The organism is Sphingobacterium siyangense (genome assembly GCF_023277505.1).
Taxonomy (GTDB): Bacteria; Bacteroidota; Bacteroidia; order Sphingobacteriales; family Sphingobacteriaceae; genus Sphingobacterium; species Sphingobacterium siyangense.
This window is the reverse complement of the sequence record NZ_CP080574.1, coordinates 2,252,673-2,270,857: the sequence shown is the minus strand read 5'-3', so window position 1 is coordinate 2,270,857 and position 18,185 is coordinate 2,252,673. Positions and strand designations below refer to the sequence as shown.

The 18,185-nt window shown below is 41.9% G+C and carries 12 protein-coding genes; 4 read left to right on the top strand and 8 right to left on the bottom strand.

What is annotated here, in order from left to right; all coding sequences use genetic code 11:
* Positions 1-31 precede the first annotated feature (31 nt).
* Both K2F45_RS09190 and bglX read left to right on the top strand, forming a co-directional pair.
* Positions 32-1,417, top strand: a complete 1,386-nt coding sequence (locus tag K2F45_RS09190) for a glucoamylase family protein (RefSeq protein WP_248933371.1) — start codon at positions 32-34, stop codon at positions 1,415-1,417.
* Between the two features lie 164 nt (positions 1,418-1,581).
* Positions 1,582-3,858, top strand: a complete 2,277-nt coding sequence (gene bglX / locus K2F45_RS09185; protein ID WP_248933370.1) for a beta-glucosidase BglX — start codon at positions 1,582-1,584, stop codon at positions 3,856-3,858.
* Between the two features lie 83 nt (positions 3,859-3,941).
* Here the strand turns inward: bglX and K2F45_RS09180 are convergent, their stop codons facing one another.
* The 4 genes from K2F45_RS09180 to K2F45_RS09165 all read right to left on the bottom strand — a co-directional run bounded on the left by K2F45_RS09180 (position 3,942) and on the right by K2F45_RS09165 (position 11,515).
* Complete coding sequence (locus tag K2F45_RS09180; RefSeq protein ID WP_248933369.1) at positions 3,942-5,276, bottom strand: sulfatase-like hydrolase/transferase; 1,335 nt, start codon at positions 5,274-5,276, stop codon at positions 3,942-3,944.
* Positions 5,277-5,349: 73 nt separating this feature from the next.
* Entirely contained in the window at positions 5,350-6,960 is a 1,611-nt protein-coding gene (locus tag K2F45_RS09175; protein ID WP_248933368.1) for a RagB/SusD family nutrient uptake outer membrane protein, read from the bottom strand.
* A 34-nt stretch (positions 6,961-6,994) separates the two neighbouring features.
* On the bottom strand, positions 6,995-10,090 hold the full coding sequence (locus K2F45_RS09170) for a SusC/RagA family TonB-linked outer membrane protein (protein ID WP_248933367.1): 3,096 nt from the start codon (positions 10,088-10,090) through the stop codon (positions 6,995-6,997).
* 438 nt (positions 10,091-10,528) lie between these two features.
* On the bottom strand, positions 10,529-11,515 hold the full coding sequence (locus K2F45_RS09165; protein ID WP_248933366.1) for a hypothetical protein: 987 nt from the start codon (positions 11,513-11,515) through the stop codon (positions 10,529-10,531).
* Between the two features lie 226 nt (positions 11,516-11,741).
* Between K2F45_RS09165 and K2F45_RS09160 the strand changes: the two genes are divergently transcribed.
* Both K2F45_RS09160 and cydB read left to right on the top strand, forming a co-directional pair.
* Positions 11,742-13,079 carry a cytochrome ubiquinol oxidase subunit I gene (locus K2F45_RS09160; RefSeq protein ID WP_248933365.1) on the top strand — a complete coding sequence of 446 codons (1,338 nt, stop codon included), beginning with the start codon at positions 11,742-11,744 and terminating at the stop codon, positions 13,077-13,079.
* 6 nt (positions 13,080-13,085) lie between these two features.
* Complete coding sequence (gene cydB, locus K2F45_RS09155) at positions 13,086-14,162, top strand: cytochrome d ubiquinol oxidase subunit II (protein WP_248933364.1); 1,077 nt, start codon at positions 13,086-13,088, stop codon at positions 14,160-14,162.
* A 9-nt stretch (positions 14,163-14,171) separates the two neighbouring features.
* Here the strand turns inward: cydB and K2F45_RS09150 are convergent, their stop codons facing one another.
* From K2F45_RS09150 to K2F45_RS09135, 4 genes are all read right to left on the bottom strand, one after another.
* Positions 14,172-14,798 (bottom strand): response regulator transcription factor, encoded by a 627-nt coding sequence (locus K2F45_RS09150; RefSeq protein ID WP_248933363.1) that lies wholly within the window; start codon positions 14,796-14,798, stop codon positions 14,172-14,174.
* Positions 14,799-14,811: 13 nt separating this feature from the next.
* Positions 14,812-16,779, bottom strand: a complete 1,968-nt coding sequence (locus K2F45_RS09145) for a sensor histidine kinase (protein WP_248933362.1) — start codon at positions 16,777-16,779, stop codon at positions 14,812-14,814.
* Between the two features lie 354 nt (positions 16,780-17,133).
* Entirely contained in the window at positions 17,134-17,688 is a 555-nt protein-coding gene (locus tag K2F45_RS09140) for an NADPH-dependent FMN reductase (protein ID WP_248933361.1), read from the bottom strand.
* The gene (locus K2F45_RS09135) at positions 17,688-18,185 is read right to left on the bottom strand and encodes a DUF2480 family protein (RefSeq protein ID WP_248933360.1); all 498 of its coding nucleotides are present in this window, start codon (positions 18,183-18,185) and stop codon (positions 17,688-17,690) included. The genes K2F45_RS09140 and K2F45_RS09135 overlap by 1 nt, the downstream gene beginning before the upstream one ends.

Here is an 18,185-nt window from a genome sequence, read left to right as displayed (position 1 = left end):
AACATTTTTTTAAGAATTAAACAACATATCCATGAGAAAACGAATAGCATATCCAGCACTTAGCGGTATAGCTTTGGCGCTTATTCTCAGCAGTTCGTGCCAAAACGCTACTAACAGCAGTCCAGACAGTCCCTCAAAGATTGATTCAACCGATGGAAGCAAAATCAATGAAGATTCGCTATTAACAACTATTCAGCAACATACATTTCAATATTTTTGGGAAGGTGCCGAACCTACTTCCGGTCTCGCCAGGGAACGCATCCATATGGATGGTGTTTACCCTCAAAATGACCGTAATGTCGTGACCATAGGTGGTAGTGGCTTCGGGCTCATGGGTATGATTGTCGCCATGGAACGTGGGTTTATCAGTCAGGAACAAGGTGTTCAAAAGCTGGATCACATCATGGATTATCTAGGCAAAATCGAACGGTTTAAAGGAGCCTGGGCACACTGGTACGATGGAGAACTGGGTACAGCGAAACCCTTTAGTGAAAAAGATAATGGCGGTGACATCGTTGAAACAGCATTCTTAGCCCAAGGCCTAATCGCCATTCGGGAATATCTAAAAGACAAAGGTGATTCTGCCCAACTCGTTGCCCAAAAAGCAGATAAACTATGGAAAGAAATCAATTGGAATCATTACACAAATGGACAAAATGTTATTTATTGGCATTGGAGTCCTAAATTTAACTTCCAGCAAAATCACCCCGTCAGAGGATACGACGAATGTTTGATTACCTATATTTTAGCAGCCTCCTCTCCTACCTACCCTATTGCACCACAAGTGTATCATGAGGGTTGGGCAAGATCTGGTGCAATTAAAAGCTCCGCTAAAAAATACGATATTCCACTCGTACTCAAGCACAATGCCAAAGAAGGTGAAGTGGGGCCGCTATTCTGGGAACATTACTCCTATTTAGGATTGAGTCCCAAAGGATTAAAAGACCAATATGCAGATTATTGGGAAGCGACAAGCAACCATGCCAAGATAAATTTGGCTTATGCAGATCTAAACCCAAAAGGTTATAAAGGTTACGGTTCGGATAAAGGCTGGGGCTGGACGGCCAGCTATTCCATTAACGGCTACGATGCACATCACCCAGACAACGACCCTGGCGTGATCTCGCCGACAGCAGCTTTGTCATCCATGCCTTACACACCGCATGAAAGCATTCAGTTTGCACAATACCTAGACAAACAACTCGGCAATAAAGTCTGGGGTAAATATGGCTACTATGATGCCTACAGTGAAACGGCAAATTGGTATCCACAACGTTATCTAGCCATCGATCAGGGGCCTATTATTGTCATGATCGAAAACTATAGAACAGGCAAAATCTGGGAGCTATTTATGCAGGCCCCAGAAATTCAACAAGGACTAAAAAAACTCGGTTTTACAAGTCCTTATTTAAAATAGTGGTCTGTGGAATCATTTTCAATCCGTCACACGTTGAGAATGGTTCCTTCCACGAAAACAACAGGACATCCCATAAAAGAGCTTCAAGAGTCATCTTGAGCGCTTTACATAAACTTACCATGTAGCGAGGGAAGCAAAATCCATGCGCACAAAAAAATAATACGATGAAAAAAGTAGTAGGTACTTTCCTTCTTGCATTGCTCGCCTGGCATACAAGTCCAGCGCAATCCAATCAGAAAATGGACACGTTCATTAATCAGCTTATGGCTAAGATGACTGTCGACGAAAAGATTGGACAACTTAACTTGGTAACCGGTGGTGAAGCGACCACTGGAACCACGGTATCCACCGGTGTAGAAGCGAAAATTAAAAATGGTCAAATCGGTGGGATTTTCAGCATGAGTACACCAGCGAAAATCCGCAAAACACAGGAAATAGCGATCAAGCAATCCCGGTTAAAAATACCCATCATTTTTGGGATGGATGTTATTCACGGGTATCGTACGGTGTTCCCAATTCCTTTAGGTCTTGCCGCTACCTGGGACATGAACTTGATTCAACAATCTGCACGTATAGCAGCCGAAGAAGCGACCGCCGATGGAATTAATTGGGCATTTTCGCCCATGGTAGATATCTCGCGCGATCCACGCTGGGGCCGTATTTCCGAAGGTGCAGGTGAAGATACCTATCTAAGCTCTCGGGTAGCCGAAGCTATCGTTCATGGCTTCCAAGGGGATAACCTGGCAGCACACAACACCATGATGGCCTGTGTTAAACATTTTGCCTTATATGGTGCCGCTGAAGGTGGCCGTGATTACAATAGCACAGATATGAGCCTCCACCGCATGTACAATGAATATTTACCGCCTTACAAAGCGGCTATAGACGCTGGAGCGGGAAGTATTATGACTTCTTTTAACGATATCAATGGTGTCCCTGCGTCGGCAAACAAATGGTTAATGACTGATGTCTTACGGAAGCAATGGGGCTTTAAAGGATTGGTCGTAACCGATTACACTGCGGTAAACGAATTAACGGCACACGGCCTCGGTGACCTCCAGCAGGTTTCTGCCTTAAGCCTCAATGCTGGGGTTGATATGGATATGGTCGGTGAAGGATTTCTGACAACACTAAAAAAATCTTTGGATGCTGGAAAAGTCAAGATTGCAGATATTGACAGGGCTTGCCGTTTTGTTTTGGAGGCCAAGTATAAATTAGGCTTATTTGACGATCCTTATCGCTATTGTGACGAAAAACGGGCAAAAACTGTGATCGGATCGGCTGCCAATCATGCCAAAGCCCGGGAAATTGCAGCAAAGTCATTTGTTTTGTTGAAAAACGAAAACCAAGTGCTTCCATTAAAAAAAACAGGAACAGTTGCTGTCATTGGCCCATTAGCCAATTCAGGTCCAAATATGCCCGGAACCTGGAGTGTCAGTGCTGAATTGGACAAAACAGCCTCTTTAGTTGAGGGAATGAAGGCCGTGTTAGGCAACAAAGTAAATATTCTCACCCATCTCGGAAGTAATCTGTTGGAGGATCCGATTTACCAAAACCACGCAACCATGTTCGGCCGTACCATCGCACGCGATTCCCGAAAAGAAGAAGAGATCATTGCTGATGCCCTGAAAGTTGCCCAACAATCCGACGTCGTTGTGGCCGCACTTGGTGAAGCGTCTGAAATGTCAGGTGAAAGCTCCAGTCGCTCAGAACTGGATATTCCGAAAAATCAACAAAATCTGTTAAAAGCACTATTAGCAACAGGAAAACCAGTTGTACTGGTATTGTTTACAGGTAGGCCGCTAACGCTCACCTGGGAAGATGCTCACGTACCCGCAATATTAAACGTTTGGTTTGGCGGAACGGAAACAGGAAAAGCAGTAGCCGATGTTTTATTTGGGGATGTCGTTCCTTCAGGAAAGATTACGGCCACTTTCCCACGCAATGTTGGTCAGATTCCGATCTATTATGCACACAAAAATACCGGCAGACCTTATGGAAACTCGGGTGATTTTGAAAAATTCAAATCAAATTACCTGGATGTAAGCAATTCCCCGCTCTACCCTTTTGGTTACGGATTAAGTTATACAACTTTTACCTATAGTGACATCCGTCTTGACCGCAACACAATCGACGATAAAGGTACTCTTCAAGCAAGTATCGACATCAGTAATACCGGAAATTATGATGCGGAAGAAACGGTGCAACTCTATATCCAGGACTTAGTTGGCTCTGTCACTCGTCCCGTAAAAGAATTAAAAGGGTTTCAAAAAATATTTCTCAAAAAAGGAGAACAAAAAACCGTAAACTTTAACATCAAAGTAGACGATCTTAAATTCTTCGACAACAACCTCAATTATGTTGCCGAACCAGGGAATTTCAAAGTCTATATTGGTCCGAACAGTCGCGATGTCAAAGAAAAAGAATTTGAATTGCTTTAAATCTATTGCAACTGTATAAAAAACAAGGCGGACCTTAGGAAATAAGGTCCGCCTTGTTTATGTTAGGCTGTCGTTACGCCTACCTATTTCATATTCCCATCAAAGCTTTCAAACAATACGCGCAATTCCGCCGCTTTTTCTGGATAATCCTTTAAAATATTGGTTCTTTCGCTCGGATCCCAGGCAATGTTATGTAATTCTTCAATAGCATCATAGGGTTTGCCCGAAATCTGATTGACTCCGGCTGCTATCCGCCGATACTTCCAGTCGCCTGACCGAACAGCCTCAACATGTCCATAATTCACCAAAAATATCGGTCTGTGTGCTGTTTTTAAATCTTCCGATTTCCCATTCAACAAAGAATCGATCGCTTGGCCATCAATGGATTTCTTCGGCAAGGATGCACCAGTCCATTTGGCTATCGTAGGCAATACATCCAAGTTGCTAATTGCCTGCCGAATAACTTTTCCTTCTTGTGCATAGCCTTTGCCATAAACAATGAAAGGTACACGGACACCACCTTCTGTTGTTTCGGCTTTCGAACCTTTGAAGACTCCAGCAGTACCCACATGCCAATTTTTTGTGGCATGATCGTCAGACATCCGCGATGGATAGGATATCCAGGGGCCATTATCGCTTGAAAAAATCAAAATGGTATTATCGGCAAGGCCTTTTCGCTCAACCATTTTCCAGAGCTCCGAAAAATTATGATCTAACTCCTGCATCACCGCACCAAGTGGGCCTGCATTTTGCTGATCTGCAAATCGGTTCTTTTTGTTGGCAAATGCCAAAGGAAGATGCGGGAAATTATGCGCATAGTATAAAAAGAATGGATGATCTTTATCTTGGTCTTCTATGAACTTCACTGTTTCTTTGTGATAAAGTGAGCTCAGGTCCGAATCATCAGGCGCAACGACTTCAGGTTTCCGATTCCTAAAGATCTTAATGACAGAGTCTGTTTTTACATAAGGATCGCGATAATCATGGCTATACAGCATGCCATAAAAAGAATCGAAGCCTTGTTGATTAGGATGATGGTAAGTCTGTTTATCCCCTAAATGCCACTTCCCGATTAACGCAGTTCTATAGCCTACCTTTTTTAATAATTCGGCAATCGTTTCCTCATCGTCAGGCAGGCCTAAATTGGAGCCTGGACCGATCGGTGCGGGAAGATTATCACGTGAAGCATATCTTCCGGTTAATAAAGAAGCTCTTGACGGTGTACACGAGGGCGTAGAAACCATAAAGTTTGTTGCTCTCACGCCCTTACTGGCGATCGAGTCCAAAAAAGGGGTTGAGATATTCGGACTTCCATAACAACCAATGTCGCTATAACCAAGATCATCGGTCAGAATCAAGATAATATTAGGCTTTTTTTGCTGGGCATTGGCAAAAGCCACCAGTAAAAATAAAGCCATAGAGGTCATAAGTTTAGTGTATCGCATCATATTTGCATGAGTTAATTGGAATCGTGCCACAAGATAACAATTTTTACCAATTTGAATTCTGTTTTAGATTCGGATTGAGGTTAATTTCCCGTTGTGGAATGGGCCAGAGATAATGCTTTTTCGCATCAAAAACACGGCTTTCCGAGGCTGCTTCAACGACAACTGCCTCTCCGTTGTTATTTTGATACGTGATGCCATACACTTTACCAGGAACAACCTTTTCGGCCGTTTTCCATCGTCTTATATCCGCGAGATGTAAACCCTCAAATGCCAGTTCCACTGTACGCTCGCGACGAACCAACTGGCGAAGTTGTTCCTGATTTACTTGATTACTTATTATTGGAAGTTTTACATCAGTGCGTGAATTTCTAATTTGGTTAATGGCATCGTAAACACTGCCATCAATTTCGCCGAGCTCAATCTTTGCTTCCGCATAGGTCAATAATATTTCGGCATAACGCAGTAGCATGATATTCAACCCACTTTTTGAGGGGTTTGCCAAATCTTTTTTATCGATATATTTCTTTATATTGAAACCTGTTGTGGAAGCAATATAAGTACTCCCCACAGCATCAGCAGTCCCACTATTGGGTGCAGGATGAAAAATAGCTCCATTTGGAAGCGGATCGCCATCCAAAAAAATTGACAAAGCAAGCCTCGGGTCGCGATTTTCAGAGGGATTTTTGGGATCATAACCACTATTGGCATCCGTAATTACCAACCCACCGGAAGTCTCGTAACTATCTGTCAAGGCTTTGGTAGGCACATAGGTACTCTGCCCATTTTGCTGGCTATAGGGGGCTAAGAGGTTAAAAACACTTTGTGTGTATATATTTTCCAGAAATTGCTTATCCAACAGCACCTCTTTGTTATTTTCAGCCGCATACGTAAAGAGATTTGCATACAGGGGGTAAAGCTCGAATCGTTTGCTATCGATAATTGTTTTTGCGTCTTTTGCTGCTGCTGCAAATCGTCCTGCATATAAATCTGACCGTGCTTTCAGGCCCAATGCGGCCCAACGGGTTATGCGCCCGATATCGTTACTGGAGTAGCTTTCAGGCAAACTTGCCGCGGCCAGTTCCAATTCGGTGTCAATAAAATCGTAAATTTCTTTAAGGTCAGCGCGTTGTACCGCCCTTCCCTCTTCCAAAGTCAGCGGCGCTTTTACCAAAGGTACCCCGCCAAATAAATAGGCCAATTTGATATATTGATAGGCTCTTAACACACGAGCTTCGCCGATAAATCTGGCGATTAGGGTTTCATCCCGGCTGCCCTCGATCTTACCAACATTCGCCAAAAAATAATTGGCCGCCCCGATTCCTTTATAGGCGTTACTCCAGGTATTGTACAATCGGGAGCTTGAAGCGTCATAAGTACCAAGCTCGATATACGCATCCACAGCGAAAGGCTGATTGACATGCGCTATGTCCGTCAATGCATCCGAATAGAAGATTTCTGCTCCATCAAGATCATTGTAGAGCGCATTTACAGCAAGCTCCGCATCGGCTTGGCTCTTCCAAAATATATTTTCCGACAGGCGATCAGTTGGCACGGCATCCAACAGATTCTTATCACAGCCCATCAGCATAAGCGAAAACAGTCCGAAACTGAAAATCCAGTTTCCTTTTTGATATAGATATTTGTAAAAATTCATGAGTTTTCAATTAAATAGTATAGTAACAATCACACTACAGGGTCAAATTCACGCCCAGTGTATAAAGTCCAGTTTGCGGATAATATACTGCCCGTCCAGATTCCGCTTCGGGATCCAAATTCCATTCATTCAATTTTGAAATTGTCCATAAATTTGTCGCCGATAGGTATACCCGTAGTTTGTTGATTGCTGTCTTTCCGATTGCCTCTAGGGGTATTGTATACCCAACCTGTATATTTTTCAAACGCAGATAAGAACCATTGACCACTAAACGGTCCGACGTTGCGACATTGCGCAAATCATATTTGACCACACGCGGAAAGCGTGCATCGGTATGTGTCGGTGTCCAATAATTGCCTGTAAATATTTCATGTGTAAATCCTTCCTGATTACCCATTTCTGCCAAAGCTCCCGACAAACGCGTATCGACTTTCGCTGCTCCTTGAAAAAGGAGATCAAGATCAAAATTTTTAAAACTGAAACTCCCATTAATTCCAAAGGTATATTTGGGAAAGGAATTTCCGATAGCGGCCATGTCATTTGCATTGATTATACCGTCGCCATTCAAATCCACATATTTCACATCTCCAGGCTTCGTATTGGTGGCATACGTAGCACCGTAAGCTTTAATTTCCTCCGCAGACTGGAAGATACCGTCGGTCTTATATCCCCAAAGGGTATTGATAGGTAGCCCTTTGGCAATGATATACCTTGGGTCGATATCCGACCCCGCGATATAGGGTCCTGTACCTTTTAAATCTGTTACTTCATTATGGTTGATACTAAAATTTGCATTTAATTGATAAGCAAAAGCCCCAGGAGCGCTTGGTCTTTTCTGATAATTTGCACTAAATTCCCAGCCACGATTCAGTACCGTACCAGCATTTTGGGGTGAAGGTTTTAATCCCAAAACGGCAGGAATATCCAGATTCAGTAAAATATCGTCGGTAACCTTGTTATAATAATCCAAGGTAAACGTCAAGCGATTGTTTAGGAAAGCGGCATCCAAACCCAAGTCATACTGTGTCGTAGACTCCCAACCCAATTGCTGATTGGCATAACTGTCCAGCCGATACCCCTGTACAGATTTACCCCCAAAATCATATCCTGCTGCAATTAAGGCCGAATAATAACTATACAAGTCGACAGATTGGTTTCCCGTCTTTCCCCAGGAAGCACGCAACTTGAATTCGTTCAACCAATTCCCTATGGGTTTCCAAAACTCTTCCTTGGATAGTAGCCATCCAGCTGATGCCGAAGGGAAAAAACCGTATTGTTTGTCTCCCGTAAAACGGGATGAACCATCATAGCGGCCATTCACTTCAAGCAGGTACTTGCCCCTCCAATCGTAGTTTATCCGACCAAAAAAAGAACGCAAGCCATACTGCACATCATAACCGCTATTATTTTTTGTAGCGTCGTCAGCCCCCTGTCCAATAGAGGTAATGTCATTGTTGTAGAATCGTTCGCGATAGGCCGTAAGATAATTTTGGTAATTGTGAATCTGTGAATACCCAGCTAATGCCTTGATATGATTTGGCCCGGTCGTCAACTGATAGGTCAACAGGTTGTTCCATGTATACTCGCTGCTATTATCACGAATTTCGGTTAACGAATTGATCGGAAAACTCTTTACTATCCCTGTATTTCGGTCTTTATTGTCAAAAGCGTTCAAAAAGGTTTTGCTGTTGTTGAAGTTTACCCTAACACCAAATTGGGAAGTAAACAACAAATTTTTCACTAATTGAATGTCTGTTTTAACGATGGAGCTTAGGTAGTTTTCATTTACCTTTTTAAAACCACTTTTTTCAATCAACATTAAAGGATTATTTCCTTGCGTACTTAATCCGTAGGTACCATCATCATATTTAGGCACCACCCACATCGAGCCATGGAGAAAATTATTGATCGGATCACGTCCGGGCTCGGCGGCTTTGCTATATCGGTAGTTTATACTTCCCGTAAAATTAAGCCAAGAGGTTGCTTTGTAATCGTTGTTTAGCCGGATATCCGCCAATTCAGCACCATAATGCTCAATAATACCATCCTGCTTGTTATAACGAACGGCCAATCTAGAGCGCAGGATCTCATTTCCACCAGTGAATGACAAGGCATGGTCTTGTTGAGGAGCCGTTTTCAACAACGTGTCAAACCAGGTATTTGGTAAAGGATATTTTTCACGATCCGTCGCCGTTTGGTAAGCCGTAATCGATTCATCACTAAATCGTGCTGGCACCGCCAGTCCCGCATTACGGTAGGCGTCCTGTTGCAATTGGAGGTAGGATACAGCATCCATTTGCTTGGGCTTATTAATTGATTTCTGTAAAGCGTAATAACCATTATAATCAATCACAACATGTCCAGATTTTGCACTTTTGGTGGTCACAATAATTACACCATTGGTCGCGCGCGATCCATATATCGCCGTGGAAGCCGCATCCTTTAGGACTGAAATTGAGGCGATATCATTGGGGTTTAACTTGGACCAGGGTTGTTCAATTCCATCCACGATGACCAAAGCATTATTCTTGCTGAGATCGTAGCCACTGGTGCTGCTCGAGTTGGTATTAAATGTAGTCAATCCTCTGATTCGAATATTGGCCGCCGATTGCCCTGGTTTTCCACCAAGGTCCTGTACGGTTACCCCTGGCAGCAGGCCCTGTAAAGCTTGCTGGGTATTCGAAACCGGTCTTTTCGTCAGTTTATCACCATCAATACTGGCGATTGAATTGGTCAATGAGATTTTTTTCTGTGTGCCATAGCCAACAACGACCACCTCATCAAGGTCCTGTGTAACTGGATCCAATTCTATTTTCGTGGGAGATTCGGCAACTAACACGGTCTTTTTTTTGTAACCAATGCGCGAGAGTGTAATCGAAAAGGGTAATTTCTGTCCCGTTACAATTTGAAAAAAACCTTTTTGATCTGTTGTAACAACGTGAGTTACGGCTTCGAGTTGAATGGTTACGCCTTCAAGAGGTTGTTTAAGCTGACTATCATATACATATCCCGATAAGGATGCATTGATAATCGGTCTGACATCTGTTTGCGCATATACCTGATGCCCAACGCCAGATAATAGTAAACATAGCGACAAGGTAGAATACCGGAGTACCCTAAGATTTTTCATAGATAAAGTGTTAATGGTGAATACGAACAAGTGCCAACGCCAATCGAAAACTTGTTTTTATTTTGAAGACATGGGGGGAAGCGAGCGCCTCCCCTGCTGTCAGTTTGAGAAAAGATAAGGGAAATTATCCTATATGGCACATTCGCATCTTTCTTACATCTGGGGATTTAGCCTTCAAAGACTTTGCAGTAATACTTACGAAAAATGTGCTTTTACTAATATTGATATGTTCCATAATAATGTGTTAATTCGCCACGCTGAAAAGTAATACATGTTTTCATTCGCGACCTGTTATCTTCTCACAAATATAGAAGTAATTTTAATATAATCTACTAATTCTATAGATTTTATTAAAAGAAATAAATAGGATATGCAGCGGGGCTATAAAAGCGAGCTGGCAGGCTTAAAAGATTGTCGATAGGGATAAGCAATAAGCTTCTATTGTAGTGTTTTTAAATAAGTTTTAATCAGCAGTATTCCTTCATCATGAAGTACAGTAGTCCCCTTTTGAGGCATATGCATCTCTCCCAATGTAGACATCCGTCCAATAATCTTAGCTTGTTTTAACCAAATCCCAGTTTCATTCAACGGGCTTTCATACCTCAGATCCAGCATGGTCATATAGGCCGTTCCTTTAGGGTTGTGACAATGGGCGCAATTGATCTCGAGATAAGCTCGGGCACGATTTGCAGTCGATTGACCAATATCCTCATAACCGGGCAAACTATTGGAAACTTTGAACGATTTCAGATCAAGAGCCTCCATCTGGGTCAACCGGACCAGTTGCTGGATGCTGTCACGATCGTGAACGATTATACGGTTTAGATTTCTGATCTTCGGACCTATCGGGAGCAAATGATTTCCTTGTCGATGGCATGCCATACAATCCTTTCGGGAAGGAATAATATAATTTGTTTGTCGCTCAACACCTTTGTTGTCCAAAAAGGAGACATGCACGGAAGCACTGTCCATCAACAGAAAAGCTTCCTCTTGGGCCGCATTCCATTGATAGGTAGCTGCGTTCCACTGTCCGTCTTTATGAATCAAAAGCCGCGTTTCAAGCAGCCGCTGTCTCGAGTCCCCTACCGCATCTCTCGGAGGATAAAAAAAAGTTTTGGCAATGATGGTACCATCGGGGAAGCTGGGCAAACCATCGTCTGTGGCGATCATTTTTCCTCCCTTAGGAAGAAAGATGACACGCTTTTTATCGGTATAGTCTGTAAATAGGGCCGAAGCTAATTCATAAGAGACCCCCTGGTCATTTGGAACAAGATCAGCAATTTTGCCCTTGAATAAATTGTAATCAGATAATTTATCCCGAAACACAATATTATCTTTAGCGACTGTTCCCCGGCCCGTATTATTCAGTATAATAAAAAGTATGGGGATCAATAAAACACCCATCAAAATTAGCACTTTCTTCATTTCCCTAATGCTCTTCTACCCTTCCACCGTTATCTTAAATTCGGACGAAGATAAGATAAAAAAGAGATTACTGCGGTGGATGCCTTGTGTTGAGTTTCAGATTTTACACTTAGGACAGAAAACAATAAAAAACCAGTTATTTTATCAAAAAATAAAACAGTTTCATGGATATATACGCAAATAAAATGGCTATATTTAACTGTCTTTTAACCAAAACTTCGGCTACATGGAAGATATGATTCTCTATAATCGACTTCAGTTCGCATTTACAATTACATTCCATTATTTATTCCCTCAATTGACCATGGGTTTATCCTTAATGATCGTCTATTTCAAATGGAAATTTCTGCAAACAAAAAATGAAGACTACAACCATGCTTCCAAGTTTTGGATGAAAATCTTTGCGCTTAATTTCACCATGGGCGTTGTGACAGGCATTCCCATGGAATTTCAGTTTGGTACTAACTGGGCCAAATTTTCTGAACTTACCGGTGGTATTATCGGACAGACCTTAGCCATGGAAGGTATGTTTTCCTTTTTCCTGGAATCTTCATTTCTGGGGATGTTTCTTTTTGGAGAAAAGTTGCTGGGGCATAAGCTCCATTTTTTATCTGGACTCATGGTCTTTATTGGATCTTGGGCCAGTGGTTTCCTGATTATCGCCACGCATTCCTGGATGCAGCATCCTGTTGGGTATGAGATTCTTGAAAATGGCAAATTTGTACTGAACAATTTTAGTGCATTATTCAGTAATCCATGGTTATGGCCATCTTATCTACATAATCAAGCCGCTTCATTGGTGACCAGCTCGTTTTTCGTTGCTTCTATTGGAGCCTTCTATCTGTTAAGTGACAGGCATAGTAAGTTTGGAAAGATATTCGTTAAAAGCGGTGTTATTTTTGGCGCTATTTCCTCCGTTATGCTGGCGTTTCCTACAGGAGACCTTGCAGCCAAAAACGTAGTCAAATATCAGCCAGCAGCCTTTGCTGGCATGGAGGGAATTTTCAAAACTGAGAAAGGCGGATCAGAGATTATTCTGATCGGTCAACCGGACATGGAAAACAAAAAATTGGACAATAAGATAGCCGTACCGAATGTATTGAGCTTCCTGACCTACCAGCGCTGGGATGCAGAAATTAAGGGATTAAATGAATTTGACCAGTCCTTACATCCAACCAACGTGCCCGGACTGTATTACAGTTACCACATCATGGTAGGTTTGGGTACCATATTCATTGGTATTATGGTCCTTGGAGCACTACTGCTCTGGCGGAACAGGTTGTATCAAACGAAATGGTTGTTGTGGATCATTATGTTTATGATTCCTTTCCCCTACATCGCGAATACTGCTGGCTGGTATACGGCGGAACTGGGACGACAACCTTGGCTAGTTTATAATCTCATGCGCATGGTAGACGGTGTATCACCTACCGTATCTTCTGGAAATACATTATTTACCTTTCTCGGCTTCGTCGGTTTATACATTCTTTTGGGTTTGTTATTTCTGATGTTAGTCTTGAAGATCATTAGAAAAGGTCCTGAAATGACAGTTGCATTAACCTAATTAGCTATGGAAATATTCTGGTTTATCGTATTAACTTTCATGCTGGGAATTTATATCGTACTCGATGGGTACGATTTTGGGGCGGGAATTGTCCATCTATTCTTTGCTAAAACCGAACAGGAGAAAAAAGCTGTTACTAACGCGATTGGGCCGTTTTGGGATGCCAATGAAGTCTGGCTCATCGCTTCCGGCGGTGTCCTGTTCTTTGCTTTTCCAACACTTTATGCCTCCTCTTTCAGTGGATTTTACTTACCGCTCATGCTTGTATTATGGCTGCTCATTTTTAGAGCGATAAGTCTTGAACTCAGAGGTCAGGTTCACCATCGGCTTTGGGAGGCTTTATGGGATAAAGCTTTTGGTCTAGCAAGCCTGTTGCTGGCACTTTTCTTTGGCGCTGCCCTAGGCAATGTCGTTCGCGGAGTAAACCTAGGTATGGTAGAAAATGGTGTATCGACCCAAGAGCCACATTATTTCTTTTTAGCACTTTGGAATCCGACATTTGACCCATTAGCCCAACATCAAGGCATTATAGACTGGTTCACCATCATATTAGGTTTAGTTGCCGTCGTTACATTAACAATCCACGGCGCAGGCTGGGTCATTCTGAAAACATCCAGCACACTAAATACCAGATTAAAGAATATTGTTTTTAAACTCAACGTTGTCTTGCTTATTCTCGTCCTACTATCGGCCTATGTATGGCATTATGTGAAACCCATCTCCTTAAACAATCTTCAAAATCATTATTGGCTGTGGATATTTCCTTTGATTGCTGCCGTTGGATTAGTTGGACAATTTTGGATTAAGACCTTTAAGAAAGATGGTATTGGCTTCCTATTTTCATCCCTGTTCATATTGGGGAGCTTTGCCACGACCGTTGCTTCCATGTTCCCTATATTATTGCCTTCAACGAATGAGGTCAATCCTTCCTTGACGATTCAAAATGCAGCAGCGCACGAATATGGTCTTTCAGTAGGTTTAGGCTGGTTTATGTTTGCAGCAATTCTGGTGGTTGCATATTTTATTATCCAATTTAGGGTCTTCAAAGGTAAGCTTGATGACGTCGGTTACGGTGAACACTAAGAGCGGTCTCTATTCGAGTCCCAACAACTTATGTTTCATCGCAAGCTGTACAAGTTCAATCATATTTTTAACTTTAAATTTAGTCAGGAGATTGCGCCGATGCGTCTCCACAGTAACTGGACTTAAAAATAACTGCTCGGCGATTTGGTTCGTGGTAAGTCCATTGGAGATCAACGTCAAAATCTCTTTTTCACGCTGTGTAAGCCTGGGCAAACTGCTGATCGTAGCAATTGCACCACGATAAAGTTCTTTCGCCCGATCACAAATTGCTTCTTTGCCGTCCAGTCCGAGCTGTACACAGCCCAGAAATTCTTCGTTGCTAACATCCTTTAAGATATAGCCATTTCCACCAGCCTGCATAAACTGAAAAATGAGATTGCCATCTGCCAAGTTACTTAATGCGACAATAGGGGTCATAGGGAACAACTTCCTTACCCGCACACATACCTCCACTCCACTGGTATTCAAAAGTTGCATATCCAGCAACAACAGATCCGCTTTCGTGACCTTTAAAAATTCAATTAACGCAATCTCTTCCAAAAAGGGATATACAAGATACCCATCCTGATTATTGAGAAAAGAGGCAACACCTTCCAACAATAAAGGATGATCGTCTAACACTGCAATTATCTTCATGACTCAGCCTATTTTAAACAGTAACACCAATTTCGATTTGAGTTCCGGATCCAAGCTTACTCTGAATATCAATTGATCCATTGATCCATTTCACCCGATTGACCATATTATTTAAACCCAATCCATAATTTAACACAGCGGAATCAAAGCCTTTGCCATTATCCTCAACGAGGATATGCAGTACTTCGTCCGATTTACTTACCTGAACGATAATTGCATCTGCGTTTGCATACTTTAGCGCATTTGAAATAGCCTCTTGAACAATTCGATATATGGCCAATCCTTTTTGAAAATCCACCTTCAATTCAGGTTCGTAGTTTTCAAATTGGATCGAAACATGACTATTTTTCATTGCCATACACAATTGCTCCAATGCTGCTATCAATCCAAACTGACGCAACGATTCGGGCATTAGATTATGGGATATCCGCCTTACTTCGCCTAAAATATCATTCAACTTCTGCGGCACTTCATCCGTCAAGAGTGTACTCTTTGCTACATCGCCGGCAATCTTAAATTTTAAACCGGTCAACATACCACCTATGCTATCATGCAAATCTTGGGCAATACGCTGACGTTCCTGCTCCTCCCCCTTGAGCATCGATTCCGAAATTTGCAGCTGTTTTTCCTTTTCCAATTTGTCCAACACGATTTCGTGGTTGAGCTGAATCTGTGTATTGAGCTTCCGTTGTTTTCGATAGAAAAAAGCAATAAAAAGCACAATACAAAAAAGCAAAACGGCGATACCCAAAACGAGAAAAATCCGAAATTGGTTACGCTCCTTTTCTGCGCGTAGATTCAAAATTTCTTTTTCTTTTTCAACGGTCTTATATTTTGTCTCCATCTCATTCATTTTTTCCAGCAATTGGACCTTCTGAATGCTATCGGATAGTTTATTTGCCATATTGGACATCTTCAGCGCATCCTGATAATTACCCATTAGCTCATTCACACCCGCCAGTTGACTGTACACAATTTTACTGTTGTAAAGATCTCGCGTTAATAATCCATTTTTCACGATTTCCTCCAACTGCAGTTTAGCATCAGCATATTTTTTCTGCAAGAGATACACATTAAACTTTCTGAACCGCATCATCTGAAATAATTTCCAATTGTTCATTTTCACCGACCAATCCAAACCGATATCCAACAGGCGAAGGGCTTCATCAGTCTGTTGCTTTGTGGTAAAATAAAGCGCTTCATTGTAATAGTAGTTGGGTAATTGAGAAGAATTCGGGTAATCGTTCAGGAGCTGTTTGACTTTGTCCAACAGTACTCTTGCTTCTTTGGATTTCACCTGATAGCAATAATTACTGACTGTATTGAGATAAGCCACCACAAGTGCAGCACTCGGCGGTTGCTGCTCGAGCTGTTTTATGGCCGATTGATGGTATTCATCAGCTTTTGCAAGCTGATTGGACGACATAAACGTCATGCCGATCATCGTATTTATACTACCTTCCATGATGGGATCATGTGCTTTCGCATAAGGCAGACACTTCCCGTTAAGGATATCCAGAAAATCAGCAAATCCTTTTTTAGGAAATCGAATTAAGCCTAGATTATACCAAGCTTTGGCCAAAAGCCCCTGCTGAAAAGGCTTTTGTGCATTTCCAAGGAGGTCTACACATCGTTGGGCTTCAACTCCTGCATTTTTACTATCCAGAAATTGCCCATAATAAAAGCTTTTGTAAAGTGCCCCCATCGCCTGTAAGCTCCTGAACGGTTTGGCTAACCGCTCCCCCTGTTGCATATGATCCCAAAATTTGGTCGTATCTCTAAATCTATAGTAATCTGCCAAATAAAAATGCTGCATTGCTTTCACACTGTCCTCCGAACTCGACAGCAATAACTTTTCCGCGTCAGATCGATATTTATTTTCATCCAATGGCAAAAAACTCTGTGCAGCTACAACATGTACAGTAAAGTATGCTATAAAAAAGGCAATTATCTTCGTTAACTCTTTCAACTGAAACATCATTAATCCAATATCTTAATCATTTAAACAATTAAACTAAATGGGGCCTTTTCAGCCAATGGTTTCATAATATGTAACAAGAAAGTCTTATGGTGGTCAAAGACTTCTCTCTACCTCTAAATTTGCCGTCGATGAGGCTTCTTCAAAGTCGACAATAGAAAATATAGGTCGGAAAACCGCGTAATCAAATGGCGGGTCCAAAAAACAAAGATATATCTCCGCGATGAATTGCTAAAGATATTCTTCTACTTTTTTGAAATTAATTTTCCATATAGGGTTTGGCTAATCTATTTAAATATAGGCTAAAACATCTCTCGTTGATAAAAAAGCCTCTCGAATTACCGAGAGGCCTTTTTATCAACGAGATTCACTACTCTTTTTCGTAGCAATATCGATCAGCAAGTCCAGCTTACACTGGTAAGCCGAAGACAGCACATTTGGATTGTCGGACTCAAAAAGCCCAGATTTCATGATGGGCACACTAAAGGGCAATGTCCAGGCGCGGAGCGACTTCGCGATAGCATCCATTGCATTAATACCCTGTAGTGCATGCACACCATCGGCCCAACAAACCAGTCCGATATGTTTATCCGTCAGGTAAGCCGGTTTATTTTTAGCACTGACTTCAAGCCAATCCAAACAATTTTTCATGACACCGGGAATACTTCCATGATAAAGCGGAGACAACCAAAAATGTATATCTGCCTCAAGAAATAAGTTATTCATAATCTTGACCGCATTGGGCACCCGATTGAGACTCAAATCAAATAAGGGTATTCCGCTATCAGCCAAATTAAAAATAGTATTTTCAACCCCCCTTTGGTTCAGTTGGTCGGAAAAATAGTGTGACAATTTTCCCGATGTAGATTCTTGCCTTCTTTCCAAGGCACCATTGAATATTAATGCTTTCATTATACTTTCCCTTTTTTAAAAACAACTTTTGGCATACCAACCTCACCATACATCAACGTCTGGACAATAGGAATCAATCGTTCTGTCGCTAACATATAAAGTGACGCCGGAATATTAGGACGGGCCCTTATGACAACTTTTTGCTGCTGAAAATGCGACAAATCTATCGCTTGTAAAGCCTGCATCCATAGGTCTATTTCCAAATCCTCCATCGCCTTAAAATCGTAATACGCTGCAACAGGATGAAGTTTTTCCGCCAGGGCCATATAGACCCAAGGCGGGATAATTGCGTCCACAGAACAGCTAATGGCAACCGCCTTATTTCGAAAAGCAGACCAGTCCACCGCCGCCAAAGCTTCTCTGAATTCTTTTTCTTTAACGATTGCTTCCTTATACAACAATGTTTTGATGTCAAAACTTAGGATAGCAAGATCGGTCTTAAAATCAATTAGATCTAAAGCCAATATACCCGTGTTTTCAACTTTATTGATAAACAT

Coding starts and splice junctions, on each gene's coding strand:
- K2F45_RS09190 (WP_248933371.1), top strand. CDS start 32: ATGAGAAAACGAATAGCATATCCAGCACTTAGCGGTATAGCTTTGGCG.
- bglX (WP_248933370.1), top strand. CDS start 1,582: ATGAAAAAAGTAGTAGGTACTTTCCTTCTTGCATTGCTCGCCTGGCAT.
- K2F45_RS09180 (WP_248933369.1), bottom strand. CDS start 5,276: ATGGCTTTATTTTTACTGGTGGCTTTTGCCAATGCCCAGCAAAAAAAG.
- K2F45_RS09175 (WP_248933368.1), bottom strand. CDS start 6,960: ATGAATTTTTACAAATATCTATATCAAAAAGGAAACTGGATTTTCAGT.
- K2F45_RS09170 (WP_248933367.1), bottom strand. CDS start 10,090: ATGAAAAATCTTAGGGTACTCCGGTATTCTACCTTGTCGCTATGTTTA.
- K2F45_RS09165 (WP_248933366.1), bottom strand. CDS start 11,515: ATGAAGAAAGTGCTAATTTTGATGGGTGTTTTATTGATCCCCATACTT.
- K2F45_RS09160 (WP_248933365.1), top strand. CDS start 11,742: ATGGAAGATATGATTCTCTATAATCGACTTCAGTTCGCATTTACAATT.
- cydB (WP_248933364.1), top strand. CDS start 13,086: ATGGAAATATTCTGGTTTATCGTATTAACTTTCATGCTGGGAATTTAT.
- K2F45_RS09150 (WP_248933363.1), bottom strand. CDS start 14,798: ATGAAGATAATTGCAGTGTTAGACGATCATCCTTTATTGTTGGAAGGT.
- K2F45_RS09145 (WP_248933362.1), bottom strand. CDS start 16,779: ATGATGTTTCAGTTGAAAGAGTTAACGAAGATAATTGCCTTTTTTATA.
- K2F45_RS09140 (WP_248933361.1), bottom strand. CDS start 17,688: ATGAAAGCATTAATATTCAATGGTGCCTTGGAAAGAAGGCAAGAATCT.
- K2F45_RS09135 (WP_248933360.1), bottom strand. CDS start 18,185: ATGTTTATCAATAAAGTTGAAAACACGGGTATATTGGCTTTAGATCTA.